At 34.7% G+C, this 23932-nt stretch carries 28 protein-coding genes, 1 pseudogene and 1 riboswitch; of the genes and pseudogenes, 5 read left to right on the forward strand and 24 right to left on the reverse strand.

What is annotated here, in order from left to right; all coding sequences use genetic code 11:
- A partial coding sequence (locus D2K40_RS12285; protein ID WP_162879199.1) for a helix-turn-helix domain-containing protein occupies positions 1-217 on the reverse strand: 217 nt, incomplete at its 3' end.
- Between the two features lie 346 nt (positions 218-563).
- On the opposite strand from D2K40_RS12285, the gene D2K40_RS12290 reads away from it, so the two are divergent.
- Both D2K40_RS12290 and D2K40_RS12295 read left to right on the forward strand, forming a co-directional pair.
- A complete protein-coding gene (locus D2K40_RS12290) occupies positions 564-650 on the forward strand; it encodes a YjcZ family sporulation protein (RefSeq protein ID WP_117156389.1) in 87 nt (28 codons plus the stop codon).
- A gap of 338 nt (positions 651-988) precedes the next feature.
- Positions 989-1456, forward strand: coding sequence for a hypothetical protein (locus tag D2K40_RS12295; protein WP_373285579.1), 468 nt, complete (start codon positions 989-991; stop codon positions 1454-1456).
- A gap of 203 nt (positions 1457-1659) precedes the next feature.
- Here the strand turns inward: D2K40_RS12295 and D2K40_RS12300 are convergent, their stop codons facing one another.
- The gene (locus tag D2K40_RS12300) at positions 1660-2139 is read right to left on the reverse strand and encodes a hypothetical protein (protein ID WP_117156450.1); all 480 of its coding nucleotides are present in this window, start codon (positions 2137-2139) and stop codon (positions 1660-1662) included.
- Positions 2140-2342: 203 nt separating this feature from the next.
- On the opposite strand from D2K40_RS12300, the gene D2K40_RS12305 reads away from it, so the two are divergent.
- From D2K40_RS12305 to D2K40_RS12315, 3 genes are all read left to right on the forward strand, one after another.
- Complete coding sequence (locus tag D2K40_RS12305) at positions 2343-3248, forward strand: ferritin family protein (RefSeq protein ID WP_117156391.1); 906 nt, start codon at positions 2343-2345, stop codon at positions 3246-3248.
- 151 nt (positions 3249-3399) lie between these two features.
- Positions 3400-3756, forward strand: a complete 357-nt coding sequence (locus tag D2K40_RS12310; RefSeq protein WP_117156393.1) for a PadR family transcriptional regulator — start codon at positions 3400-3402, stop codon at positions 3754-3756.
- Positions 3743-4747, forward strand: coding sequence for an HAAS signaling domain-containing protein (locus D2K40_RS12315; RefSeq protein WP_117156395.1), 1005 nt, complete (start codon positions 3743-3745; stop codon positions 4745-4747). Before D2K40_RS12310 ends, D2K40_RS12315 begins: the two co-directional genes overlap by 14 nt.
- Positions 4748-4788: 41 nt before the next feature.
- Here the strand turns inward: D2K40_RS12315 and D2K40_RS16665 are convergent, their stop codons facing one another.
- The 22 genes and pseudogenes from D2K40_RS16665 to D2K40_RS12420 all read right to left on the reverse strand — a co-directional run bounded on the left by D2K40_RS16665 (position 4789) and on the right by D2K40_RS12420 (position 23833).
- Complete coding sequence (locus tag D2K40_RS16665; protein ID WP_229666757.1) at positions 4789-6096, reverse strand: globin-coupled sensor protein; 1308 nt, start codon at positions 6094-6096, stop codon at positions 4789-4791.
- Between the two features lie 378 nt (positions 6097-6474).
- Positions 6475-6840, reverse strand: coding sequence for a DUF488 domain-containing protein (locus D2K40_RS12325; protein WP_117156399.1), 366 nt, complete (start codon positions 6838-6840; stop codon positions 6475-6477).
- A 125-nt stretch (positions 6841-6965) separates the two neighbouring features.
- Positions 6966-7175, reverse strand: coding sequence for a hypothetical protein (locus tag D2K40_RS12330; RefSeq protein WP_117156401.1), 210 nt, complete (start codon positions 7173-7175; stop codon positions 6966-6968).
- Positions 7176-7350: 175 nt separating this feature from the next.
- Entirely contained in the window at positions 7351-7893 is a 543-nt protein-coding gene (locus D2K40_RS12335) for a GNAT family N-acetyltransferase (protein WP_117156403.1), read from the reverse strand.
- 51 nt (positions 7894-7944) lie between these two features.
- Positions 7945-8562: an HAD family hydrolase gene (locus tag D2K40_RS12340; protein ID WP_117156405.1), complete on the reverse strand. Its 618-nt coding sequence runs from the start codon at positions 8560-8562 to the stop codon at positions 7945-7947.
- Between the two features lie 237 nt (positions 8563-8799).
- Entirely contained in the window at positions 8800-9912 is a 1113-nt protein-coding gene (locus D2K40_RS16440; protein ID WP_162879210.1) for a DUF5667 domain-containing protein, read from the reverse strand.
- A gap of 22 nt (positions 9913-9934) precedes the next feature.
- On the reverse strand, positions 9935-10450 hold the full coding sequence (locus D2K40_RS12350; protein WP_117156407.1) for a hypothetical protein: 516 nt from the start codon (positions 10448-10450) through the stop codon (positions 9935-9937).
- A 215-nt stretch (positions 10451-10665) separates the two neighbouring features.
- Positions 10666-10749: riboswitch (cyclic di-GMP riboswitch) on the reverse strand.
- Positions 10750-10990: 241 nt separating this feature from the next.
- Complete coding sequence (gene chrA / locus D2K40_RS12355; protein WP_117156409.1) at positions 10991-12184, reverse strand: chromate efflux transporter; 1194 nt, start codon at positions 12182-12184, stop codon at positions 10991-10993.
- A 15-nt stretch (positions 12185-12199) separates the two neighbouring features.
- The gene (locus tag D2K40_RS12360) at positions 12200-12502 is read right to left on the reverse strand and encodes a PadR family transcriptional regulator (RefSeq protein WP_117156410.1); all 303 of its coding nucleotides are present in this window, start codon (positions 12500-12502) and stop codon (positions 12200-12202) included.
- A 207-nt stretch (positions 12503-12709) separates the two neighbouring features.
- Positions 12710-13060 carry a DUF2200 domain-containing protein gene (locus D2K40_RS12365; protein ID WP_117156411.1) on the reverse strand — a complete coding sequence of 117 codons (351 nt, stop codon included), beginning with the start codon at positions 13058-13060 and terminating at the stop codon, positions 12710-12712.
- 75 nt (positions 13061-13135) lie between these two features.
- On the reverse strand, positions 13136-14320 hold the full coding sequence (locus tag D2K40_RS12370) for a permease (RefSeq protein WP_117156412.1): 1185 nt from the start codon (positions 14318-14320) through the stop codon (positions 13136-13138).
- 313 nt (positions 14321-14633) lie between these two features.
- Positions 14634-16859, reverse strand: a complete 2226-nt coding sequence (locus D2K40_RS12375) for an ABC transporter permease (RefSeq protein ID WP_117156413.1) — start codon at positions 16857-16859, stop codon at positions 14634-14636.
- On the reverse strand, positions 16859-17557 hold the full coding sequence (locus D2K40_RS12380) for an ABC transporter ATP-binding protein (protein ID WP_117156414.1): 699 nt from the start codon (positions 17555-17557) through the stop codon (positions 16859-16861). The genes D2K40_RS12375 and D2K40_RS12380 overlap by 1 nt, the downstream gene beginning before the upstream one ends.
- A gap of 22 nt (positions 17558-17579) precedes the next feature.
- Positions 17580-18188, reverse strand: coding sequence for a TetR/AcrR family transcriptional regulator (locus D2K40_RS12385; protein ID WP_117156415.1), 609 nt, complete (start codon positions 18186-18188; stop codon positions 17580-17582).
- A gap of 163 nt (positions 18189-18351) precedes the next feature.
- Entirely contained in the window at positions 18352-18522 is a 171-nt protein-coding gene (locus D2K40_RS16445; RefSeq protein WP_162879211.1) for a hypothetical protein, read from the reverse strand.
- 203 nt (positions 18523-18725) lie between these two features.
- The gene (locus D2K40_RS12390) at positions 18726-18959 is read right to left on the reverse strand and encodes a DUF2316 family protein (protein WP_117156416.1); all 234 of its coding nucleotides are present in this window, start codon (positions 18957-18959) and stop codon (positions 18726-18728) included.
- 109 nt (positions 18960-19068) lie between these two features.
- Positions 19069-20079 carry a FecCD family ABC transporter permease gene (locus D2K40_RS12395; protein WP_117156417.1) on the reverse strand — a complete coding sequence of 337 codons (1011 nt, stop codon included), beginning with the start codon at positions 20077-20079 and terminating at the stop codon, positions 19069-19071.
- Positions 20076-21083: a FecCD family ABC transporter permease gene (locus D2K40_RS12400; RefSeq protein ID WP_373285578.1), complete on the reverse strand. Its 1008-nt coding sequence runs from the start codon at positions 21081-21083 to the stop codon at positions 20076-20078. Before D2K40_RS12400 ends, D2K40_RS12395 begins: the two co-directional genes overlap by 4 nt.
- A 133-nt stretch (positions 21084-21216) precedes the next feature.
- Positions 21217-22194, reverse strand: coding sequence for an iron-hydroxamate ABC transporter substrate-binding protein (locus D2K40_RS12405; protein WP_117156418.1), 978 nt, complete (start codon positions 22192-22194; stop codon positions 21217-21219).
- A gap of 95 nt (positions 22195-22289) precedes the next feature.
- A pseudogene (locus D2K40_RS12410) lies at positions 22290-22480 on the reverse strand (ATP-binding cassette domain-containing protein); the annotation flags it as partial.
- 180 nt (positions 22481-22660) lie between these two features.
- Positions 22661-23131 carry a hypothetical protein gene (locus D2K40_RS12415; protein ID WP_117156419.1) on the reverse strand — a complete coding sequence of 157 codons (471 nt, stop codon included), beginning with the start codon at positions 23129-23131 and terminating at the stop codon, positions 22661-22663.
- A gap of 126 nt (positions 23132-23257) precedes the next feature.
- Positions 23258-23833: a CBO0543 family protein gene (locus D2K40_RS12420; RefSeq protein WP_229666753.1), complete on the reverse strand. Its 576-nt coding sequence runs from the start codon at positions 23831-23833 to the stop codon at positions 23258-23260.
- Positions 23834-23932 lie beyond the last annotated feature (99 nt).

Consider the following 23932-nt stretch of genomic DNA (forward strand, 5'->3'; position numbering starts at 1 on the left):
TGTTGTATTTATTTAAACACTTCCCTTTCCAGTTGTTCGCTGGTAGGTGACCATTTTGAACCATTTCTCGGGCAATATACCAATAAGCATCTTTTTCTTTTTGTTTCCCGAAAAAGAAGTTAAAAACAAACCTGGAACAACCAATGGTTTTATTGATAAGTTCAGTCTGTTTTTTATTGGGATAGATGCGAAATTTATAGGCTTTGTTTACAATCATAGTTTCACCTCCTCATTAGGTCAATTATACCATTTTGGAGAGTAAAAAAACAAACGTTTGTTCTTGTTGTTTTAAGGGAGTTGGTGTGTACTGAAACTCGCATCTAATTACTTACATGTAGCACTCAAACAGTCGGACAATTGAGATGGCAAATGCCATCCCTTGTCCGAAGCCGATTCATCTCATGACTGAAGTCACGAGTGTTTTCGGATAATTTATAAAATCATCGTTTGGTGTTAAAAGGGGCCTTACCTGAAAATGCTTTTTTCTAATATGTTCCTGGTTTATAGCCCAACCAAATTTAAAAAAATTTAATATTATGTATTAGTTAGGGAGGTGAAGTTTTATGGGATATCAATCTAATGACAGCTTTGTGTTGATTGTTGTATTATTTATTCTTTTGATTATTGTTGGCGCATCTTTCTATGCCTAAAACCTAACACAGCCATAACCTAGCATCGTAATTCACATTTCTTTACTGAAGAGCATATTTTGTAGGCTCTTCAGTTTTTATTATGCTTTCAGTCTCTTTTTATTTGAATTGTTAGTACTATCGCTAACCAATACCTTGCTCCCCTAGTCTTCAACTCCAAAAATACAGTAGAAAACATTAGTATTTTTTACACTAATATCACTAATTTCTATTTCTGACAAATACACAATTCTAGTTTTCTAATGTTATATAGGCATTCACACATTTAACGCTGTCCAAGTTTATAAACAAATGCCTAATGAATAGGATGAGAGTGATAAAAGTTAAGGAGTGATATTTTGTATTCTACTGATGAACAAGAATATTGGAGAAGTATTTATGGTCAGGACGTTTCTTCTATGCCATTTCAATCACACAATTATTCCTATGGATCTTTAGATGAAAGACAAATGATTCCTGGTTTTCCATGGGCAGGAGGTACGATGCAACCACCATCAGGTTTTCCTGGTTCACCTCCACCATTTGCACCGCCTGGGCAAGGGCAAGAAGCTGGCCCACCTTCTTCACCACCACCAAATTATGTTCCTGCACAAACACAGCAAGCTCAAACGTTTGCAGTTGACCCAGGGAGTATAAGAGGATGTTTATTTAGATTTACGTATGTTTGGATGCGAGGCTTTCAACAATTTTGGTTTTATCCAATATTCGTAGGTCGAAATTCCGTTTCTGGATACCGTTGGAATGGTTTTAGATGGGTTTATTTCGGAACAAGCTTACGACAAATTCAATCGTTCACTTGCATATAATTAGGGGTATGGTAGATTGATATCTACCATATTCAGTAACAACAAAAAAATTGATCCAGTTTCACCCATCTAGTTGCCTAAGTTTCACAATATCCCTATTAAAAAATAACCTCATCCTAAAACAAACGTAATGTCTTAGGATGAGGTTCAATTCGTGTTACCACCTTAAGTTTATAAATTATGTTTCCATACTTACTCTTTCTCTACATATTTTTACTTTGTTGAAGCAGTTTGGACTCCCCTGTACGTTCCCATTCTTCTACTGTTTCATATGCACGTTCAGGAGAATATCCTTTCCCAACAAGAATTCCCATTAGAATAAATTCTTGTAGAATATGTGTAGCATTGATACCTCTTTTAACATCTTCTAACCCTTCGTTAACTAAAAATTCCGTGTGCTGTACCCATTCATCAGGTGTCTTACCAAATACATTTGGTTTTCCAGTACGAAACGTGTCATTTTGCTTTGTTGCTTCATTGATATTTGTCACAAATGGATTTGGTCCATAGTCAGTTAATGAGATATTACCATTTGAAGACCTAAAATCATTATATTCAGTTCCATTCCCTGTCTCATTAGGAAAAGCACCGTAAACAAACTGTCTTCCATGATCGTACATTGGTACATTCACATAATAAGGATATTGATATTGCCATGGATACGTTTGAGGAACATAGTACATTTTTATCAATCCTTTCACAAATTTCATAAAATTATCCTATTCATTTATAAAGTTAATGTACCTAGAATTCACTTATTTCACATATTTTTTATACCAATCTCTTTTATAAAAATAGTAAAAATCTCTTTCCGAAAAGCAACGTGCACAATCACCTATAGATCAAGCATAGAATAAGCTGAGAGTTAAACAGAAGGAGGAAGATCATGTATTCAAATTATCATGATACCCTATACAATGCTTCTTATCGTTCACCTAATGACATTTCCCTTATAAATGATATTCAGAAAGCGATTAATGCAGAGTATAGTGCCGTTAATTGTTATGGGCGTTTAGCTAATATGGCACCTACAGATGATGTAAAGGAAAAAATACTTGAGATTCAACAAGATGAAAAACGGCATTTAGAAGAGTTCAGTACCATTTATCGAGGTTTAACAGGACAACAACCTACTTATACAATTAATGAGGAATGCCCTGAAAATTTTAGGGAAGCAATGACATTTGCTTTTAAGGATGAACAAGAAACAGTCGATTTTTATTTAGATATAGCCGATCAAGCGAAAGATCCTTTTATTCAAGATAGATTTCGACGGGCAGCTGCAGATGAACAAAATCATGCTGTTTGGTTTATGTTTTTTATTCCAAATCTAACAAATGGTAGCAAAGTTAATCGTCAAATCGAGAATTATGGAGCTAAAACAGCATTAACGGATCCAACATTGACACTCCCTCAAATGCTAACTTATGCTATCCAAGATGAATATTTAGCACAAGCAAGGTATGATAATATTCTCGGAACCTATGGTGACATTCCAACTTTCATCAGGATTAAACAAGCCGAACTGAGACATATCAATGCATTATTACCACTATTTGAGCGGTATCAAGTGCCAGTACCAGCAGATGTATCACAAAACTTTGTAACGACACCGGAGAGCATTAAAGCATCTTTCGCAGCTGGCGTACAAGGCGAAATAGATAACATTGCTATGTATGATAAGTTTTTATCATATGAAATTCCTATTGACATGAGAACAGTTTTTCAGCAATTACGCAACGCCTCCGTAAATCATCTTGCTGCATTTGAGAGAGGGCTTAGTAGAGATTAATTGTCCTAACATCAGACCTTTAACATACAACAATTTATACTTTGTTTGTATGTTAAGGTTTTTTTATTTTCAAATAGGTCATAAATCACTATAATATGTCATTTACAATAGTGTACGTCACACAGTATAATTAATGTAGGAGTTGATTTCTATGAGTGATGTAAATAAATTGGTTGAAAAATTGCTACAGGAATTGCGCAGGGGAACAATCACGATTGGTGTATTAAGCCAGCTCGAAGAACCCCAATATGGGTACTCGCTTGTTACGTTACTTCAAGAAAAGGGTGTTGAGGTGGAGCCTGGAACTTTGTATCCTTTACTTAGAAGATTAGAAAAACAAGGATTACTGGAAAGTAAATGGGACACGAATGAATCTCGACCACGAAAATATTATTTACTTAGTACAATTGGAAAAGAAGTCTACAAGTTGTTCTGTATCGAATGGAAAAAAATTTTTCAAAACATGGAAGTACTGATGGAAGGGGAAAACGAAAATGGAGATGATTGAAAGATATATCTATGCTGTAACAAAAAGGCTCCCAAGTTCACAACGAGAAGACATTGCACAGGAACTGCGTGGATTGATTGAAGATTTATTAGAGGAAAAGATAGGCAACAATGCAGTAACAGATGATGCGATTGAAGAAGTTCTTACTGAGCTTGGTAGCCCAGTAGAATTGGCAGCAAAATACCGTGGAACCAAAAGGTATTTAATTAGCCCTGATTTATTTCTTCCCTATTCTCAAATGTTAAAAATTATTTTGTTTTCTATTCTCATCGCAATGATTACTGTTTTTGCAATTGAAACAATCATTCAACCAACTTCAGTAGTTCAAAATTTTGTTGCGTTTATTGGTTCCGTAATTAATATCAGTGCACAAGCTTTTGCTTGGGTTACAATTGGATTTGCAGTTGCTGAATATTTTGGCAAGGTTCCCCGAGAGTTAAATTTTCAAGATGAAAAATGGAAACCGTCCGACCTACCCCCTATTCCTGATCCGAAAAACCAAATTAAACGTGGAGAAACACTTTTTGGAATTATTTTTTATATACTATTTGCTGTCTACATTCTATTTTCTAACCAATTATTCGGAGTTCCTATATTTAAAAATGACGAGCTAATAACTATCATTCCATTTTTAAATGCAGATGCTTTCCAGGGATTTATAGTAGTCATTTATGGATTAATTGTTACAGGTATTTTAAAGGAAAGCTTGAAACTGGTAATAGGAAAATGGACGAAAAAATTAGCAGTATATAACTTCCTACTGAATGGGGTTACATTAGGGTTAATAGCTATTCTGTTGAAAGAGCAATCCATTTGGAACCCAAATTTCATGCAAGATTTAGCTCAATTTAGTGATATAAATGCTACGAGTGAAGCGTATTCTGTTATCAAAGATACATGGGAAAGGTCTCATTTTTGGATTGTTACTGCCTTTAGCATTGGCTTGATTGTTGATACAGTAATTGGGTTTTATAAAGCTTTTAAAAAGTAAGTTGGAGGAAGCAGCGAACCGTTCGCTGCTTCCTCCACTCCCTATCTTTCCGCTTTTTCCAAGAGATCCGTGGCTAGTTTTGAGACGCCTGTCGTCGTGTTTTTGATTTCAGCAATAGAATAGACAATTTGATCCAGATCTGTTTTATTTCGAGAGAACATACTAACATAATTTTCAATTTCCATTTTCACAGTTAATAGACCGCCTTTAACTTGAACAATGTCTTGCTCTGAAGCAGAAGATGAACTATTCATATGATTCATTTTCTCAGTGAGCTCTCCAATATGTTCGTTCCCTTTTTGTATAGAAGAAACAATGTCATTACTCATCGTTTTCGTGTTCTCTGCAAGTTTCCTGACTTCATCTGCAACTACAGCAAAGCCTTTTCCTGCGTCTCCAGCTCGAGCAGCTTCAATCGATGCATTTAACGCTAGTAAGTTTGTTTGTTCGGCAATCCCTTCGATTTCTTTGGTCATGTCCGATATATGATTGGTAATCTCCTTAACTACTCCAGTCACAGTTATCGACTCGTCAATAGACTTCTTCAAATCAGCAAAGGACTGGATTAAACTTTCCACTTGGTTTTCACTTTCGCCCGACAAGTTTAATATATTTTGGCTGCTTTTTTCTGTTTTCTCTGTTTCTTTCTTTATATGTTCAGCTTTTTCTGTCGTTTCCTCCATGGACGCATCTGTTTGTTGAACAGATGCAGCCAATTCCTGACTCAAGTGCATCAATTCTCTTTGTAGTTCTTCATTTTTCTCGGTAACTTGACGTAATTGTTCAATCCTACTATTTAAATAGTTTTCTGTAACAAGCTGTGAATCAAAGTTCATAATGCCCGTAACAGCTAAAAGTACATCGGTTAATTTATCTGGTTCACCTTGGAAATACTCTACAACTTTTGGAATAAGTAACGATTGCATCGATTGATAGGTTGCTAGAAACCATCCGATTGGTAGATCTACATTATTGTGTGTATTACCCATTCGATTTCTCATTTCCAAATACTTATCATCAATTTGACCACTAAATATACTTTGAAAATAATATACAAAAACTTGTTTTAATCGTTCTCTAGAAGTGTGCGTACTTGCAATATGATCTAACTCATCAAACGTATACAGATGATCGAGTACCGTTTCTAGTACTTCATCCGTCAATTCCATAATGATTGGTTTAATTTCTTGCAAAATCTCTAGATGCTTTTGATTAAATCCCATGTACTGAAGCCTCATAGAGAGTTGTTTATTTCCTAGATTAATTGCTTTTTGATTCTTTTCAAAACTTATGTCCGCTTTATATAACTCTTTTTTAGACTTTGTAAATTCTTGCATTAACTGAAACATAAAAACACCGACCCCATTAACTTTATGTATTTTTTGTATAACTTTTGTATACATTTTATATTATCTAGTTTAGAAAAGAGAATTGCAAGTATTAACGCTTACTTAAATATATTTGTTAACATAAGGGGGGACAGAAATTTTATATAGAACATGGAGACTATGAGGGTCTGGCCCCTTTATCAATGTATTCAATTCGGTCGTGTTCAGTAAGCATAAAGGATATATTGAACTCTCTTGTTCTGTTTCAGAAAAAGAACCTTTCATAAGAGTCCTAAACCCTTTAACAACTGCTTTAGGTCGGAAACAAATACCATATAAAATAAAACACAAATGATTCAGTTCTAACTAGAATCGTTTGTGTTATATAAAATGAGCTTTCTATAATCTTTGTCTATCTAATATCTCTTTTAACACTTTTGCTTGATTGTTGCTTTCATCTTTTGCTGAAAACAACAACGTCACATTTTTATTATGCTTTTTTGTTATATCCTTTAGTTTTTCTAGTTCTTCTTGCTGGTCACCATCTTCAAGCTCTTCTTTATATTTCTGTTTAAACTGATTATATTTCTCAGGATCATGTCTAAACCATTTACGTAATTCATTTGATGGTCCAATTTCTTTCATCCAATAGTCTAATTTCGCATTTTCTTTCGGCATACCTCTTGGCCATATTCGATCAACCAAAACTCGAACACCGTCTTGTTTATCAGCATCCTGATAAATTCGCTTTAAATGTACCGGCATTATAATCACCTTACCCGAAAATATCGTTCTTACTTCTCGATACCCACCTAAGAAATAACGAAACTATTATCTATATGTACTTTATAAGGAAGCAACGAACCGTCCCCTGCTTCCCCTGATAACTTTTAGCGTGATGCTTTTGGTGGTTGGCATACGTCGCATTTGCGTTGGTTTTTATTTTTGAATTTGGTAAAGCTTTTTTCAAAATTATTACCACAAGCACATTTAAATAATAAATTTTGAGAAAAACCATGATATTCCGTTGTTAACAACGTACTATCCGAATTGTTCTCAACAAATGTTTTGATTTTATCAATTGTCCAGCGTTTGTTCATTTTCTTACACCTCCATATTTTGTCACTGGGCGGAGGCTTTGTTTGCATCCGTCACATTAAGAGTAAAAGTCAGCATTATCCTAAGTGGTTCATTATAACATGAGCCGATACTACTCGTTACAATTTTTAATAGTGAAATTATACTGTTACTACAAGCAATTGATTTTTACTTTAATTAATTTAGTGCATATTCCAACTGGATGTCACGTGGATCGCTTTCATACAGCTGTTTGTTCACTTCTTTTGCAGCAACACAGCCAAGAGAGTTATAAAACGCAATTGTTTCTTGTGAAGATGCGGCACACATATAGAGTTTGTCAGCTCCCCATTCCTTTGCTCTTTCCGTACATTTTTGAAAAAGTTGTTTTCCTATTCCATAGTTACGAAATTGTTTTGAAACAAACATGGAATCAAGCAATACATACTTTGCAGTTTTGCCGAAAATATCACTATTTAATGTTACAAAACCAACTAATCTTCCTTCTCCATCGAATGCCCCAATTGCTACACCAGCTGCTCGAATTGTTTCTTTCAGTGCATCACGATATTTTTCATAGCCATCTGGCCAATCTGTTTCCATAAAATCAATTCTAATTAACTGATAAGCTCCATCCACCTTGCGCCATACTTTCTCAATATACTGGCTTGGATCGATTTCAGAAATGCGGTCGCATTCATCTACTAATAAATCACGAAAATGCCATGTTACCATACTCATTTTGTTATTCTCCCCATTGTTAAGATAACGGATTAAGTTTTCACTGTATCATTACATAAACATACCTAACAACTCATCAAATCTATCAACAGCATGTTCATACTCAGTTACCTCACCAAATCCATATTTTGCATAAATGAAAGGAATTCCCGCGTGTTCCGCTGCCTGAAGATCACCATTTGTATCACCAACGTAAACAGGATTTAGTAGCTGATTTCTTTCTATAATTAATTTGATGTTATCACCTTTTGAAAGCCCCGTCCTCCCAGGGTTTTCGTAATCAAAGAAATACTTTCCTAATCCGTGATACTGATAAAATGCTTCTATGTAACCATCTTGACAATTGCTTACAATATATAACTCATAATGTTGGGATAAAGTTTTTAATACGTCCTCCACATCATCATATAAAAGTCCACCTTGTTCACTTAAATAAACGTTTTCAACCTCACAAGTATCATCAAGTACTTTTTTTACTACTTCCTTATCTACATCAGGTAACAATGTTTTGCTTACTTCTTCAAATGGTAGACCCATTGTTCTTTTAAAATCATCACGCGTTAATTCTTTGTTAACTTTATTTTGGCTCAAGACTTTATTCCAGGCAAGAACCACTGCATCTCTTGAGTCCCATAAGGTTCCGTCTAAATCAAATATAATACTATCCATTATTATTCTCCTTTATTCACTTTGCATAAGAATTTCTTGTCTACCTATTGTACTATAATACAATGGCTACGTGCATCGAATGAAATATAAGAATGTACACAGCACACCCCAAAAATAGTTGTTGATTAGAAGTACCAGATCCCTTTAGAATAAGTCATATAAGCTAACGACAAATAACCGAACTATTTTTATTATAGTTCGGTTATTTTCTTACATATTTACTTTTGTATCAATGATTTATTGGTTTCCTCTACCTCTACTATTATCTTTACCTTCATTTCTTGAATTTTCGTCGTCCTCGTCGTCGTCGTCGTCTTCGTCCTCATCTTCATCTTCGTCTTCTTCTCTTGATTCTTCCTCACGTTCTTCTGCTTCTTCTCTTGCTTCTTCTTCACGCTCTCTTGCTTCTTCTCTTTCTTCTTCCTCACGCTCTTCTGCTTCTTCTCTTAATTCTTCTTCACGCTCTCTTGCTTCTTCTCTTAATTCTTCTTCACGCTCTTCTGCTTCTTCTCTTGCCTCTTCTTCACGTTCTCTTGCTTCTTCCTCACGCTCTTCTGCTTCTTCTCTTGCTTCTTCCTCACGTTCTTCTGCTTCTTCTCTTGCCTCTTCTTCACGTTCTTCTGCTTCTTCTCTTAATTCTTCTTCACGTTCTTTTGCTTTTGCTCTACTTTTTCTTGCTTCTTCTCTACTTTTTCTTGCTTCTTCTCTACTTTTTCTTGCTTCTTCTCTATTTTTCTTAGCTTCTTCTCTATTCTTCTTAGCTTCTTCCTTAAAGGTTTCAGCTAGTACTTTCATCTCGCTCTTAAATTCTTCTTCTGTTATTTCACCATCTACTAACTTAGATTGTAATTCTTCTCGTTGTTTAGCTCTTTGTACCACATTTTCTACTTGTTTAATCGCATTAGAGATGCCCTGTTTTGCTTCTTCTGGTAGATCTTCTCTCTCTAGAAGCTTTGTTAGCTCTTTGGAACGTTCTTCTAAACTTTTAGAAAGGGATTCTTCTACTTCTTCTGCATCCTCATCACCAGAAGATTTTGCTTCAGTTAAATCAGCATCCGCTTGCTCTGCACTTGAATTAGATTCTTCTACTAATTGTTCAGCTGTTTCAATATCTCCACTTTCCATTGCTACTTGAGACTCTTTTAATCTCTCTGTTGCATATTGGTCTTGAAGAATAGCTTTATCACTAGCATCATCGGTTAAATCGTACTCTACTTCTTCCATAATTCGAGTAGTATCATAAAGCTCTGAATCTGGACTTACTACTTCTTCTGTTTCATTTGCAAAAACTTGTCCACCACCGACAAACAATCCAGCACCTAAAACTAAACTAAATAATTGTTTTTTCATTCCAAACACTCCCTTTTTGTTATTAATTAATATGATTTAACAAGCTTTTTATATTTGGTTTAGCTTGTTCATACTCAGAATTTGGTGACATAAAAATAATAATCAAGTTTTTAGAGTCGTTATGCTCTTTAAAATATACATCTGTTCGAACAGCATTTTTTAATTTTGACTTGTACGACAATGTGTGCCCTTCTTCCGAAATGACCTCCACATCACCAGCACCTGATTTTAATTCTTGTTTTATTTCCTCAAATGTTCTATCAGCCGAAACAGTTGAAATGATTGCTTCTAACTTGTTATGGCTTAGAACTACATTTAAATTGGCACTAACAACCTCTGATTCAAATGTCCAGTCTGCATTTTGTGCAATTGAAATGCCATACGCTTCATTTACATAAAGTAATTCATTCTCTTCAGATTCAACATTTTCTTTTTGGTTAACCTCTGCTGAATTATCTGATTCTGTTTCTCCATTACATCCAACTAATAAAGTAGTAATAAAGAATAGAATAAATGCAAAGTGCCATTTCTTTGTCATATAGCAACCTCCCTTCTTATAAAGTGAACCTTCAATCAGTGGGTTTTTTTGTCCTTCCACCACTGATTGTTAGCTGAACCATTCGGGGTGTTAGCGTCCGTTTACTCCTACTTAAACTCTTTGATTTCCTCGTTGTTTTGAAGTGGGATTTTTACGGACGATTACACCGGGATAAAAAAAAGTACACGCCCGTGAACAAGGGTGTGTACTTGTTTACCGGCAACTGGCTGGCATAGACGTTGTCCTTAGCCCCTATAGCTTTGCGCCCCATCCTTTCAGAAGGTTTGCCTTTATCGATTTTTCTATCTTACTATTAATACGAAATTACTTTTATTTTTTTGGGGGGGATTTTTAATATTTTTTAAATTTATTAAAAATCCCCTCAGAATTCTCTCAATACAAAGACTTTTCTGATATTTAGTTTAACACACGTATTTAAAGTTGAGAATACAAAAATAGATGATATCCCTTTTACATTCACAACCAGCTTGCAAAAAACACTGACCTTATATTTGAATAGAATCAGCGCTTCTTCATTTATCACACAATAAACTGCAAAATATACCCACCTACAACACCTACTATAACAATTAACCAAGCAGGGACTTTCCATACATTTAGTAATGCAAATAATATAACAGCTAAGGCAAAGTCAGTTGTACTAAAAATAGAGCTACTGATCACTGGGTCGTAAAATGCTGCTAGCAAAATACCTACAACACTAGCATTAACACCCATTAGAACACCCTGAAAACTAGCTCTCTTACGTAATTCATTTAAAAATGGTAAAGCTGCAATAATGAGTAAAAATGAAGGTAGAAATATTGCTATTGTTGCCACAATACCTCCAGGGATTCCTTCCATCATTGTTCCGAGATAACTAGAAAACGTAAATAATGGACCAGGTACAGCTTGTGCCATTCCATATCCCGCCAAAAATTCATTCGCTGTTAATAACCCTGTAGGCACTACTTCACGCTCAATCATCGGTAATACAACATGTCCACCACCAAATACTAACGAACCAACTCTAAAAAAGGTATCAAAAATATTTAATAAAGGATTGTCTGAAAGTCTATTTAAGATTGGCAAAATAACCAGAAAACTAATTAAAATTCCTAAAGAAGTCAATCCTAGCTTTTTTGAAATAGTAACAGAGAATGGCTGAACTTTTGACTCAGTTTTATTTGTGAATAATTTTAACCCTATTAAACCAGCACCTAGGATAACTAATATCTGCATCCATGCCGATGGATATAATAACATAATACTAGCAGCGACAATAGCTATTGCTAACCGCGATTTATCAGGCGTTAATTTTCTTCCTAATCCTATTAGTGCATGAAGGACAACTGCGGCTGCAACGATCTTCAAGCTGTGTATGAAACTAGCATCATCCAAAGAAAATGTTTGATACATGAATGCAAATACCATTAACACAAGAATAGATGGCACAGTGAATCCAAACCATGAAGTAAGACCACCAAGTAAACCGCCACGTAACATACCAATCGATATACCTACCTGACTACTAGCAGGACCAGGCAGAAATTGACAAACAGCAATGATATCCGCATACGTTCGATCATCTAGCCATTTACGACGGTCAATATATTCATCCTTAAAATATCCTAGGTGAGCAACGGGACCACCAAATGATGTTAACCCTAGTTTTGTTGAAATTAATAATATCTCAATTAGTGTCTGAAACTTGTTTTTATTATTTTTTGCCATTGGTTTACCCCTTTTTTATATTTCCTTAAACAGCTCATAGGCCTTTGCTCTTGCTTCATCAAGAACCTCTTCGCCCTTATCAGTCGCACGATAATACTTTCTAATCTTCCCTTGAACATTTACTTCACTTTTACTGAGAAGCCCATCTTTCTCCATCCCATGAAGAATTGGATAAAGTGTACCAGCACTCATTTCATAACCATGTTCATGCAATTCTTCAAGCATCCAAGATCCATATATACGCTCTTCCTTCGCATGATGCAGAATGTGAATATGAATGAAACCTAAGAATAGTTTGCGCAATACCTTATTGTCCAATTAATCACCCCTCTCACAATCGATCCTCAATATCGAAAACCAATATCGATTTGCGTTTTTTATTGTATATTTAATTTATTTTCAATGCAACAGGATAGATATTTCTTAACATTAAATTAACATTGCAGCTTTTGTGATGGATAAATCAACTAAAAAAGATGCTCAGATAATTAACTATATCTAAGCACCCTCATAACTCATAAAGTTTTATTTCAGCAAAATCTTCTCCATCACTTTTCCTTTTGCTAGTTCATCGATCAGTTTATCTAAATAACGAATTTCCTGCATCGTTGGTTCTTCGATCTCCTCCACTCGGACACCACAGATTACACCTTTGATTAAATTTCGCGCAGGGTTCAGTTTGGGAGCTTCTGCAAAGAACGTCTCAAAGTCTGTCTCTTTTTCCAATTGCACTTCTAACGCTTCTTGGCTATAACCTGTCAACCAACGAATGATTTCATCGATTTCTGTTTTCGTGCGTCCTTTTTTCTCTGCCTTCTTAACATAATGCGGATAGACACTTGCAAAACTCATTGTATAAATCTTATGTTTTGCCATGATACACATCCTCAAGTTTGATTTTCTTTATTTTATCATGAAAAAGAAGTTAACGTAGCTCTTTTTAATTTAATATTAAAGTATAAAATTTGATAGAAAACCGATGAATACATAAGAAATACAAATCCATGTAATAACAGTTTTCGCCTTTGAGTCTCCTTCCATATCCATCATATGGTGGTGTTTAGTCTGTTCTTTAAATTTCTTATTTAGATATATGCCAATACCAGCAATAAATAAGAATACAATATTAAACCAAAAAGTATAATTTATTTTGAATGGATTCTCTTTCATGATTAAATTTGCACCTTCTGGAAGCATACCAACACTTGCAAAACCTAAATGTAATAATAAAGCAGTGATTACAATCGATACATAGAAAACACCCGCAATATACAGTGCTGTTTTCCATCCATAATATTTTTTATTAACGGCAACAATTGGCGGAACAACTAAATCGGAGTAAATAAAAGCCATTATACCAGCAAATGTAACACCACTAGAAGCTAAAATTGTTGAAATTGGGATATTACCCATCGATCCAATGAAAGTTAACATGGCAGCTACCGGAGCTATGAGCGTGTTTTCAAGTAGTTGCCAAAAACCAATATCAGCCTGTCCCACTAAAAAGATTGCTTTCCACGTTTCATTGGGTACATATGTAGCCATTATTCCTGCCAACGTGAAACCAATCGTTATTTCTTTCCAAACCATTTGCCAATTATGAGCAAATTCATGACCTACCTGATACCATCCTTCTTTTGTCTTAATTTTCTCTTTCCAATTAAATGAATCTTCCATTTCATCTTCTCCAACATTACTTCTAGCTTCTTCTACTAATTTTTTAGGGTAGAACAAACTTACAAGACCCCATGTAATTAAGATAAGAATGATCCCACCGATTATCTCTGCAATCACATACTGCCAACCTAAAAAGACATAGATTAAAATACCTAATTCAATTACTAAATTAGTCGAAGCAAATAAAAAAGCTAAAGTGGAAGCAAAGCTTGCCCCTTTTCTAAACAAACTTCTCCCTGCAGATAAAGCGGCAAAGGAACAGGATGAACTAATTGCTCCAAAAATAGTCCCAAGCCCTACGGATTTAAATGAAGAATCTCCCATGTACTTAACCATTTTTACTTTTGGAACAAAGGCTTGAATCATAGAACTTATAAAATAGCCAAGCACAAATGCCCAGCCCGCCTTCCAAAAGAACCCTATTGATGTCATAGCTGAATTTGCTATTTGTTCGAGCATATAAATCCCTCCTAATTACCGACTCCCCCTTATTAACATTTTTTAAACTATAAAATATATAGATTTTATAATCATTTATTAATTTTCATATTTCCACCAATTTACAGCGAGTAACGTTGAAATAATGTTTGGTTAAAAACAGTTAGCAAAACTCATATTCAATGATGAATAAAAATGAGGACTATTTTCTACCTACCTTGTTCAACAATTAGTACCTGATTATTGATAAATGTTATTAAGCATCAAAAAAAACGATGGCAGCGCAACTTTACGCTACCATCATTTCTAAACTACTGCACCTTAGATTTTTATGTCACTCCGTACTTCGATTAATCGCCTCATGCATCGAAACATTATTCAATTTCCGTTGATTTAACAAAATTGAAATGAAATAAGCCACAAGTATAACAATGAAGCTAATCACAACATTTAGCCAATCTAATTGAACCGGAATGGTTAAGTTCATTTCTGTTGTGATAGACGTTAAAAAAGCAGACATGGACCAAAGGGTCACCGGAATACCAATGAGAAATCCTAAAATGACAAACCAACTATTAAAATCGATCATCAACCGGCGAATCGACTTATCGTCATACCCAATCACTTTCATTAACGAAATTTTATAAGAATTTTCTTCAATTAAAAGTGAGACCAAAATATAAATAATCAGGATCCCGATGATTCCTGCACCAATTGCAATGCCGATCACCATGTATTGCAACGGCTTTATTAGTTGATTATATCCATCTATTGTAGATTCCGTCGTTGTTGTAGTAAGAAGTGCTTCAGGATCAATCTTTAATGACTCTTTGGAATAAAGTGAGGTATAGCTCCTTTTTGGATAATCATTTTGTTGATTAAATTCACTTAATGGCATATACACCCGGTCACCTAAATAAGAGTTTGCAATTTGATCAACTTTAATTGTGAACGTCTTGTTGTTTAATTGATTTTCAACGGTTAAAGCATCACCTTTTTCAATGTTCAATTTGTCTGCTAATGATCGATTGATGATAGTGGTGTTAAAGTCTAACCTCTCACCTGCACGATTTTCTAAATGAATCGTTGTATTATCTGGTTTTAGTGCTGTTATCTGTATACTCTGATTATCTTTATTTTTGATAACAAAAGGGGCACTTGCTGCTTTTTGACCAGCTAGTGGTATCTCTGTTTGTAGTTGGTTAAAAGTATAGTGATAATTATATTGATTCACATTTTTAAAATTTTGTTGAATTAAATAATCAAAAGAATCATTGGTTACAAACCCAATCAATAACAACACTGTTGCGAACATAACACCAATCGTTAAAAAAGTAACACGCGGTAAATTTCGTAGTACTTCTCTTAATTTAAAACGGGAAGTAAACCTAAATCGCTTCAAATTGATCGAACGTTCTAAGAAATTAAGTTTCGTTTGTACGCCACCACCTTTAATTAAAACAACAGGTGGAATCTTTAATACCCGTCTAGCCAACACGTACGTCAACGGTACAAAGAAGAGGACTGGTAATAACAAACTAATCACGAGATATAAAAAATGTGGATTGATCGTTAGTACTGGTAAATTATAAAATGCTGCAAACATCGATAGCAATGGTTGCATTAAAAACCAACCAAAAATAGTACCTAAAACACTCCCTAAGATTGCGATAATTGCTGAGTAACTTACGTAATGCCGGATGATTTCTGACTTTTTATACCCGATTGCATATAGTGTTCCGATTTGAGCATACTCCGTTTTTAGTAACCGCCATAACAAAATCATAATAATAGTAACTGTAATCAGTAGCATCCCAATCGGTAATGTTTCTCCTGCTTGTTTAATACCTTGAATATCTCCTCTTATAAATGAGATTCTATTGTTATCTTCTCTATCCACCCACTTCAAGATGCGGTTAGATTGTGTGATATCGCGCTTAATTGCTGCTTTATCACCCTCAATTCCAGTAATGTTATAAAACAATTGTGCATCTGTCCATTGTTCAAAAACAGTTGATTTTACAACAGCTACCCCAAAAGCTTGTGAGTTTTTAAGGAAACCTGATTCGGATTTGAGCGGATAAACATAATCTGGCACAGCCATAGTCCCAACCACTGTAAATGTCTCTCCTGCCAATGGATAAGTATCACCAATAGCGACATCATTCTCTTTTGCAAAATTCGGATCAATCAAAAGCTCATCATCTTGTTCAAGTGCTTCCCCTTCAATGACGGAATATTGATTAATCGAATCGGTCGCATTCAACAAGCGTAATGTCGTGTTATCATCTACTGCAACATCTTTGGAATATCGTTCTTCAATCGTTACCTCGTGCGCTTCTTCTAATGATTGCACCTCTTGGATCGGTTCGGAAACAGTAAATTGCGCACCTTCTACATTGTTTTGTTCAAAAAATTGATTCAAGTTATCAATTAAATTAGCACCTGCTGCAGTAAAAGAATAAAAGATCATGGAACTTATAATGACTAGAAGCAATGCTGCACCATATTGCGCCTTTTTCTTAAGCATTGTTCGCCACAATTTTTTTCGTAAAGCCATTACCACTCGATCCTTTCTGGTGGATAAATATTTTCATTTAACGTAACAGTATCGATCATGCCATCTTTTAGTTGAATGATCCGGTCTGCCATCTGACTGATCGCTTCATTATGGGTAATAATTAGTGTTGTGATGTTGTAATTGCTATTCATCTTTTTCAGTAATGATAGAATGTCCTTAGATGTAACAGAGTCAAGTGAACCAGTTGGCTCATCACAAAGTAATAATTTGGGTTTACGCACGATCGCTCTTGCAATGGACACTCGTTGTTGCTGGCCACCACTCAATTCACGCGGAAAGCAATCACCCATGCCTGACAATCCCACATCATCAATCACGTCGTTAATTTTTAATGGAGATGTACTAATGTTTGCTGCCACTTCAATATTTTCATAGACTGTTAAGTTGGGAATAAGGTTATTCATTTGAAAAACAAACCCAATCATTTCGCGGCGATAGTTTACAGACTCCTTATCTGATAGGGAAGCCACATTCCATCCTTCCACCGAAATGTCACCATTATCTACCTGGTCAATTCCACCAATTGCATTTAATAAGGTTGATTTCCCCGAACCAGATGGCCCTAGGATAACAGCAATCTCTCCTGTTTCCATCTCCAATGTGACATCTTTTAACGCATGAAAAGTCGTTTCACCACTGCGGTATGTTTTATTTATCTTTTGAACGGTCAATCCCATTCTTACTACCTCCTCCTACTATTTATTTCCCATTAAAAATAAAAGCAATTTGTTGCTCAATCCGATCTACTAGCTGCTGATACGACATTTCATCTTGATAAATAAAAAGCATCGATTCCATCATCACGATATTGTATATAACTTCAGTTGCCTGCACACTATCTATTGGTACATGAGTGTCATTTTTATGGTCTTCTATGATCACTTTTAGGTGGTTCATCAAATCTTGATCAAGACCAAATACTCCTCGCCTGATCCCATTACTTTCTTCTGCATCTTCTGTCATAACATGCGTAATTTCCCTCCAAAACTTTTTAGGAAAATCATCAAAAAAACGGGTAATTAATTTTACAAAATAAGTAATTTTTTCAACAAGATTTTCACCTTCTGGGATGACAGAAACACCTTGATTATCTTCTTTTAATCGAGTGAATTCATCTTCCAACACAGCTAACAGCAGGCTCCCTTTTGATGGATAGTAATTATAGATAGTCCCTGTACCCATGTTAGCCTTTTTCGCAATTTCAGCGATCCTCGTTTCTTGATACCCTTTTTCCAAAAAGCTCTTTGTTGCTTCGTTGATTATTTTTTGTTGATTTTGATATTTCTTTTGTTCGCGTAAGCTAGCCATTTAATTTCCTCCGAATAAAAGTGAATGCATTCATTTATGAACAGGTTCACTTTTATTGTAAACGATATAATTTCACATGACCAGTGAAATCCACGTGAAATTAAAAAAGGTACCTGCTACTCCAAAAAGACATTTAACCTTTGGAATTGCTTGGCACCTTAATTTATAAATATATTGTCCCTTTAAACTGAATATCAACCTCTGATGAATGGTTTTGCATTGTTTTTGTCATAAATTCTTTTGCTTGCGTCAATGCATCGAGCATTCCTTCTGCTTCAAATTTAACCTCTATTGGATTAAGAGGGGTTTTTAACAAAAAGATGTATTGTTTCATGCTGTTCCCTCCTTGTTTTCATAGTTAGTGATTCCATAATACCACAACAAGAAAACGCTTTCAATAGTAATTTTTATTACTTTTAATGTTCATTTTTAAGCTCTAAACTGAGCTACATTTAAAATAAATCCGCGAAAAATACCTGGCATCCCAAAAGAGAAGTTGTCTATTTGAAATACCAGGTACCAATCAAATCCTATTTGTTAACTACCGCTGTACGGTTCCTTGCCTTGCTCCTCTAACTTCTCCGCCAAATAATTACGCAAGCGTGATACCGCTTCTTCATCAGTGGTAGGGCCTAATTTTATCGCCTCTTCGTACTGCTCATGACTGAAAGCTAGATCAGCTTGAATAACTTCAGGTGTTAATCCAGCATGTTTAAAATTCTCTCTTAGTTCCTTAGCCACATGCTGTTTCTCTTCAGGATTTAAACTCATTTTTCTCTCACCTCCAAATTAAGCTATTTTCAGCTTTCCCAACTATCTATTTTTTAGTAGGTGCCTGGCACAACCCGAAAAATAGTTGACACGACATTCACCAAATACCTTATGTTTTTCGTAATAATAAAAATATAAAATATGGAGCGCCTATTAATGCAGTCATAATACCTGCAGCAATTCCAGCAGGTTCAACTACATTACGTCCGATTGTGTCAGCAAGTAATAACAGCCACCCACCGATAAGAATTGCAATTGGCATAAACAGTTGATTTCTAGGACCGACTAAACTTTTGGCAATATGAGGAGCCATGAGACCAATAAAAGCAATACCACCTGTTACAGAAACAGCAGCTGCTGCTAATGCTACAGCTGTTAACAACAAAATAATTCTCTCTCTTTCTACAGATACTCCGACACCTATTGCAACTGCTTCACTTAGACTTAACAAATTTAAGATATTCGATTTAAATAAAGTAAATGGTATAAGAATAATAATCCAAGGTAATATAGCTAAAATAAACGGCCAATCCGCACCCCATATATTTCCTGATAACCATTTTGCAATAAAATCTACCTTTTGACGTTCTGCTGAAGAAATAAGTACAATCATTGCACCCGAACAAGCCATGGAAAAACCAATTCCCACCAAGACCAACTTGATAGGCTGTAAACCATCGTGCTTGTTATAAGAGAAAATGTAAATGAGACATGCTGTAAGAAAAGCACCTATAAATGCAACCAAAGGAAGTATATAGACAAATGATCCAGCCTCGATAGGAAAATATAAAAAGAACGCAGCAATTGCCACACCAGCTCCAGCGTTAATCCCAATTATTCCTGGGTCAGCTAGGTCATTTCTCGTTATTCCTTGTAAAATAGCACCAGAAACCGCTAACGCCATACCCGCCAACAGTGTGATAAATATGCGAGGTAACCGTATAGAGAATAGTACGAATTCTTCTTTAAATGTGCCCTCTCCCATTAAAGTGGGAAGCAAACGTTGATAAGATACACTTGAGTAGCCCAATCCCATACTAATAATTATCGTTAGGAATATAGCTGCTAGTAAAAATAGAAAAATAATGCGTTGTTTTTTAACCAATTTAGACTTAATCATACGAATGCTCTTCCTCCTTTTTGAACGATTAGTAAAAAGAAAGGAAGCCCCAGAATAGATACTATAGCAACAACAGGCGTTTCAAATGGTGCATTGATTGTTCTTGCAAGTGTGTCAGCTAATAACATGAATGTTCCACCCAAGATAGCTGACATAGGCAAAACGAAACGATAATCTGTTCCAGTAACCCTACGAACGATATGAGGAATCATTAATCCAACAAACGCTAAATTACCAACTAATGCTACAGATGTACCTGCTAATAAAACAATAATGAGAAACAACATATATTTTACCCGGGTTATATTTTGTCCTAAACCGATCGCAACCTCTTCATTTAAACTAAGAATGGTAAGCTGTCTAGCTAATAAAAGAGCAAATGTTATACTAATAAGGATAAAAGGAACAATAATTTGAAGCTGTCCCCATGTTGTGCCAATTAACCCTCCGGCAGTCCACATTGACACGTCTTTAGAAATCATAAAATACAAACCAATCCACTCTGTAATCGCATGAAGAAATGCTGAAATAGCAGCTCCTGCTAAAACAAGACGAAACGGAGAAAGTCCTCCTCTTCTAATTGAGCCAATTCCTATAACTAAAACCATGCCTAATGCAGCACCTATAAAGCAGGCAATAGTAATCCAAAAATAGTTAGCTGAGGGGATTAGAACAATGGTTAAAGCAAGTGCAGCATTAGCACCAGCTGTTAAACCTAGTAATCCAGGGTCTGCCAAGGGATTTCTCGTAACTCCTTGCATGATTGAGCCTGAAACTGCCAAAGAAGCACCAACAAATACAGCAGCTATTACACGAGGTAATCTAATTTCATTTAGCATAACTACTGTGTCACTAACTTTGTTAGATATAATAGCATTCCACGAATCATTTATAGTCGTGTCAGCCGCACCTAAGACCATTGAAATAAAAAATGAACTAATAAGTACTAAGATACCTATTAGAAACTTGTAAAAAATGGGTATAGAACTAAATCGTTTCATCATATTATCGCATCTTTCTTTTTAAGAATGAGGATGGAAAAAAATATTAAAAGGAAAAAAGTATAGGATAACCCAAGCAGGTCACCTGACCAGTTGAGTCATCCTATTCATAATATCATTATAAATATACTATTAGTTAGTTGGCAAGAAAGTTTTCTCTAAAGAATTCTAGTTGGTATTCCAACGTGAGTGGATCACTGAAATAGAATTTGGTTGCATCTGCTACAAATGCTTGATCATTTTTTACAGCAGGAATATTATTATATGTTTCAGAATCCAAGAATGAAGTATCGGTTTCCGTCTTACTTACAATTAAGTAATCCCCTACAAATTCAGGAAGAACTTCCATAGAAATTGTGTAGTATCCAGGTTCTAAGGCTGTCTCCTTTACTTTTTCAGGCATATTTAATCCCATTTCTTGATAAAGTAATTCTGTTCCGCGCGCCCAGTTATCTCCAAACACGTATAAATCTTTATTAAAGTTTTCAATAACAGTTACTGTTGCATCTTCTCCAATTTCAGCTTTAACTTCTTCTCCTAAAGTTTGGGCCCGTTGTTTATAATCATCAATCCATGCTTGTGCTTCTTCTTCTTTGTTTAACACTTTACCAATCTCTAAATGTTGCGTTAAGTAATCAAGTTCTCCCCAAGCAAACGTAACAGTTGGGGCAATTTCACTTATTTTGTCAAGATTTTTTGTACTAGATAAACCAATAATTAAATCTGGGTTTAACTCAATAATTTTTTCGAGATTTTCCTCTGATACTTCTTCTACCCCTTCTAGCTTCTCAGCATAAAGCGGGTTTCCCATTGACCATGAATCAACCCCAACTAAAGGAGTATCCAATGCTATAACATTCCCTGCATAGGAGGACAGCACAACTACGCGCTGCGGATTAGCTGGCACTTCAACAGGTCCGTTTTCAGATTGATAGGTAATGGTACCTGATGTTTCTTCTTCACCTTCTGTTTCGTTAGCTTCATTTTCTGTTGTTTCATTTACTGAATCCGTTGAATTGTTTGACTCCTCTTCATTTGTATCTGAAGAATTACTTCCACATGCACTAAGCATAATTAGTAATAGTATTAGGAATGGTACTAGTAACTTTTTCATTATTATTCTTCTCCTTTTAGTAGATTATAAGTTATACACATTGGTTTATTTGTTCGAGGATGTCTTCCTATTTCAGCGTCAATCTGAAAACTATGGCCATCTAAAATAATAGAACCCGACTGATGGGAAATAATACGAGTAATAGCTTTTAGTAAAGTTGATTTCCCACATCCGTTTGAACCAATAATGGCTGTAATTTTTTGATAGGGATTTCAATCGTCAAGTCTTTAACAATTAAGTCTTCTCCGTAGCTGATATGTAATTGTTCTGTAAACAGGCGAACCATAGAGAGTCCTCCGTTTTTAAGTATGTGTATGTATTGATAATGATTATCAGTATCGTTTATAATAATACTATAATTCTACACTTTGTCAACAATATTTTTTAGGTTTTATAACACGAATTTAGAATAATCGAGGCTTTCATTTGGTGTTATTCTTGTTATTATATCGAACATAAGCTTTCGTTAATTTAATGAAATGCTTTTCTCTATTTTGGATATCCACTTATAATATTTAACTAAAATAATTAGTAATAAAGGATCGATAAATATTGAATATTCCAATCTCCACCATCCATAATTAAAATATCCCAAAGGTTCAGGTAATAGTGCTATCACTTCATATAAGACTAAAGGTATCAACCAATACAGATAATACAAAACTTTTTTAAATAATGTTGCGTTAAAAGGATACCAATTTAAAAACATCATATTTACTGGTGGAATCAGAAGGGTAACAGTAGGTAAATCCAAAAGGTCAACATCTTTAGAAAAGTACCAATAGCCTTGAAGTTTATGGTCAATATAACCATCAAAAGCCATTTGAAGAATAATAGTAAATGACCAAATATGTACAATTTGATTTTTAGTAAGGCGTTTATTAGTTCTAAAAGCTACGATATTGAAAAGGAAAATAGCAATAATAAGTCCAATCATAAAATTATTCCTTCCATTCTTCTAATTGCTATTACTTTTCCCTTTACTAAATTTAATTATTCTACCTCTACACTTTAAATACATTTTTTTACAAACTGTTCAAAAATTGTTCGTTGGATTCTTTAGTTAATATTTGTTCACTTTACTTTCTAGTTTCAAGAAAAAGTTTGTAATAAGTTTAGAAATTAAAAACATTAAACAATATAAAAGGAATAGATAAAAGTAATTCATTCCTTTATTTAATCCAAATAAATTAATACTAACTAATAAAGGCTTTAATCCAAAAGAGAAAATTGCTGATAAAGCAATCGCATATAAATAAAAATTCTTCTTTTTATTTAATGTCCATTGATAAACGAACATATATGCAACTGGTACCAATGAACCGTCTAATGATAAACTAAATGGGAAATAAGGTGTTAGAGAATGTGGATATTCCCAAAAGCCGCGCCTTACACCAAAGGCGTCGATGTAAGCAAACCAAACGTGTATATTAAATGCAAAAAAAAGTAATAAAAACAGTTTACTTCTATCTATCTTAAGAATAAAAATAATTAATGGCACAATTAACATTAAAACCATAACCCAAAATTGCCACGAATCTATATTAGTATATGAAAGCCAATAGTCTTCTTGAAGTTGAGCTACTTTCTCCTGCATTTGATTTATTTCTTCAAAATTCTCATGTATATTTCCTGACAAAGTATACACACCTCACTTTTATATTCCTCCTTAGAATATCCATAAATCTCCTGTATATGCATTAAAGGCATTATAAAGTTATTCTTCTTAAACACTAGC

Source organism: Paraliobacillus quinghaiensis (assembly GCF_003426025.1).
Taxonomy (GTDB): domain Bacteria; phylum Bacillota; class Bacilli; order Bacillales; family Amphibacillaceae; genus Paraliobacillus_A; species Paraliobacillus_A quinghaiensis.

Bases quoted from the DNA above. Each gene is read 5' to 3' on its own strand.
- D2K40_RS12290 (WP_117156389.1), top strand. From the start codon at position 564: ATGGGATATCAATCTAATGACAGCTTTGTGTTGATTGTTGTATTATTT.
- D2K40_RS12300 (WP_117156450.1), bottom strand. From the start codon at position 2,139: ATGTACTATGTTCCTCAAACGTATCCATGGCAATATCAATATCCTTAT.
- D2K40_RS12305 (WP_117156391.1), top strand. From the start codon at position 2,343: ATGTATTCAAATTATCATGATACCCTATACAATGCTTCTTATCGTTCA.
- D2K40_RS12310 (WP_117156393.1), top strand. From the start codon at position 3,400: ATGAGTGATGTAAATAAATTGGTTGAAAAATTGCTACAGGAATTGCGC.
- D2K40_RS12315 (WP_117156395.1), top strand. From the start codon at position 3,743: ATGGAGATGATTGAAAGATATATCTATGCTGTAACAAAAAGGCTCCCA.
- D2K40_RS16665 (WP_229666757.1), bottom strand. From the start codon at position 6,096: ATGTTTCAGTTAATGCAAGAATTTACAAAGTCTAAAAAAGAGTTATAT.
- D2K40_RS12325 (WP_117156399.1), bottom strand. From the start codon at position 6,840: ATGCCGGTACATTTAAAGCGAATTTATCAGGATGCTGATAAACAAGAC.
- D2K40_RS12330 (WP_117156401.1), bottom strand. From the start codon at position 7,175: ATGAACAAACGCTGGACAATTGATAAAATCAAAACATTTGTTGAGAAC.
- D2K40_RS12335 (WP_117156403.1), bottom strand. From the start codon at position 7,893: ATGAGTATGGTAACATGGCATTTTCGTGATTTATTAGTAGATGAATGC.
- D2K40_RS12340 (WP_117156405.1), bottom strand. From the start codon at position 8,562: ATGGATAGTATTATATTTGATTTAGACGGAACCTTATGGGACTCAAGA.
- D2K40_RS16440 (WP_162879210.1), bottom strand. From the start codon at position 9,912: ATGAAAAAACAATTATTTAGTTTAGTTTTAGGTGCTGGATTGTTTGTC.
- D2K40_RS12350 (WP_117156407.1), bottom strand. From the start codon at position 10,450: ATGACAAAGAAATGGCACTTTGCATTTATTCTATTCTTTATTACTACT.
- chrA (WP_117156409.1), bottom strand. From the start codon at position 12,184: ATGGCAAAAAATAATAAAAACAAGTTTCAGACACTAATTGAGATATTA.
- D2K40_RS12365 (WP_117156411.1), bottom strand. From the start codon at position 13,060: ATGGCAAAACATAAGATTTATACAATGAGTTTTGCAAGTGTCTATCCG.
- D2K40_RS12370 (WP_117156412.1), bottom strand. From the start codon at position 14,320: ATGCTCGAACAAATAGCAAATTCAGCTATGACATCAATAGGGTTCTTT.
- D2K40_RS12375 (WP_117156413.1), bottom strand. From the start codon at position 16,859: ATGGCTTTACGAAAAAAATTGTGGCGAACAATGCTTAAGAAAAAGGCG.
- D2K40_RS12380 (WP_117156414.1), bottom strand. From the start codon at position 17,557: ATGGGATTGACCGTTCAAAAGATAAATAAAACATACCGCAGTGGTGAA.
- D2K40_RS12385 (WP_117156415.1), bottom strand. From the start codon at position 18,188: ATGGCTAGCTTACGCGAACAAAAGAAATATCAAAATCAACAAAAAATA.
- D2K40_RS16445 (WP_162879211.1), bottom strand. From the start codon at position 18,522: ATGAAACAATACATCTTTTTGTTAAAAACCCCTCTTAATCCAATAGAG.
- D2K40_RS12390 (WP_117156416.1), bottom strand. From the start codon at position 18,959: ATGAGTTTAAATCCTGAAGAGAAACAGCATGTGGCTAAGGAACTAAGA.
- D2K40_RS12395 (WP_117156417.1), bottom strand. From the start codon at position 20,079: ATGATTAAGTCTAAATTGGTTAAAAAACAACGCATTATTTTTCTATTT.
- D2K40_RS12400 (WP_373285578.1), bottom strand. From the start codon at position 21,083: ATGATGAAACGATTTAGTTCTATACCCATTTTTTACAAGTTTCTAATA.
- D2K40_RS12405 (WP_117156418.1), bottom strand. From the start codon at position 22,194: ATGAAAAAGTTACTAGTACCATTCCTAATACTATTACTAATTATGCTT.
- D2K40_RS12415 (WP_117156419.1), bottom strand. From the start codon at position 23,131: ATGATTGGACTTATTATTGCTATTTTCCTTTTCAATATCGTAGCTTTT.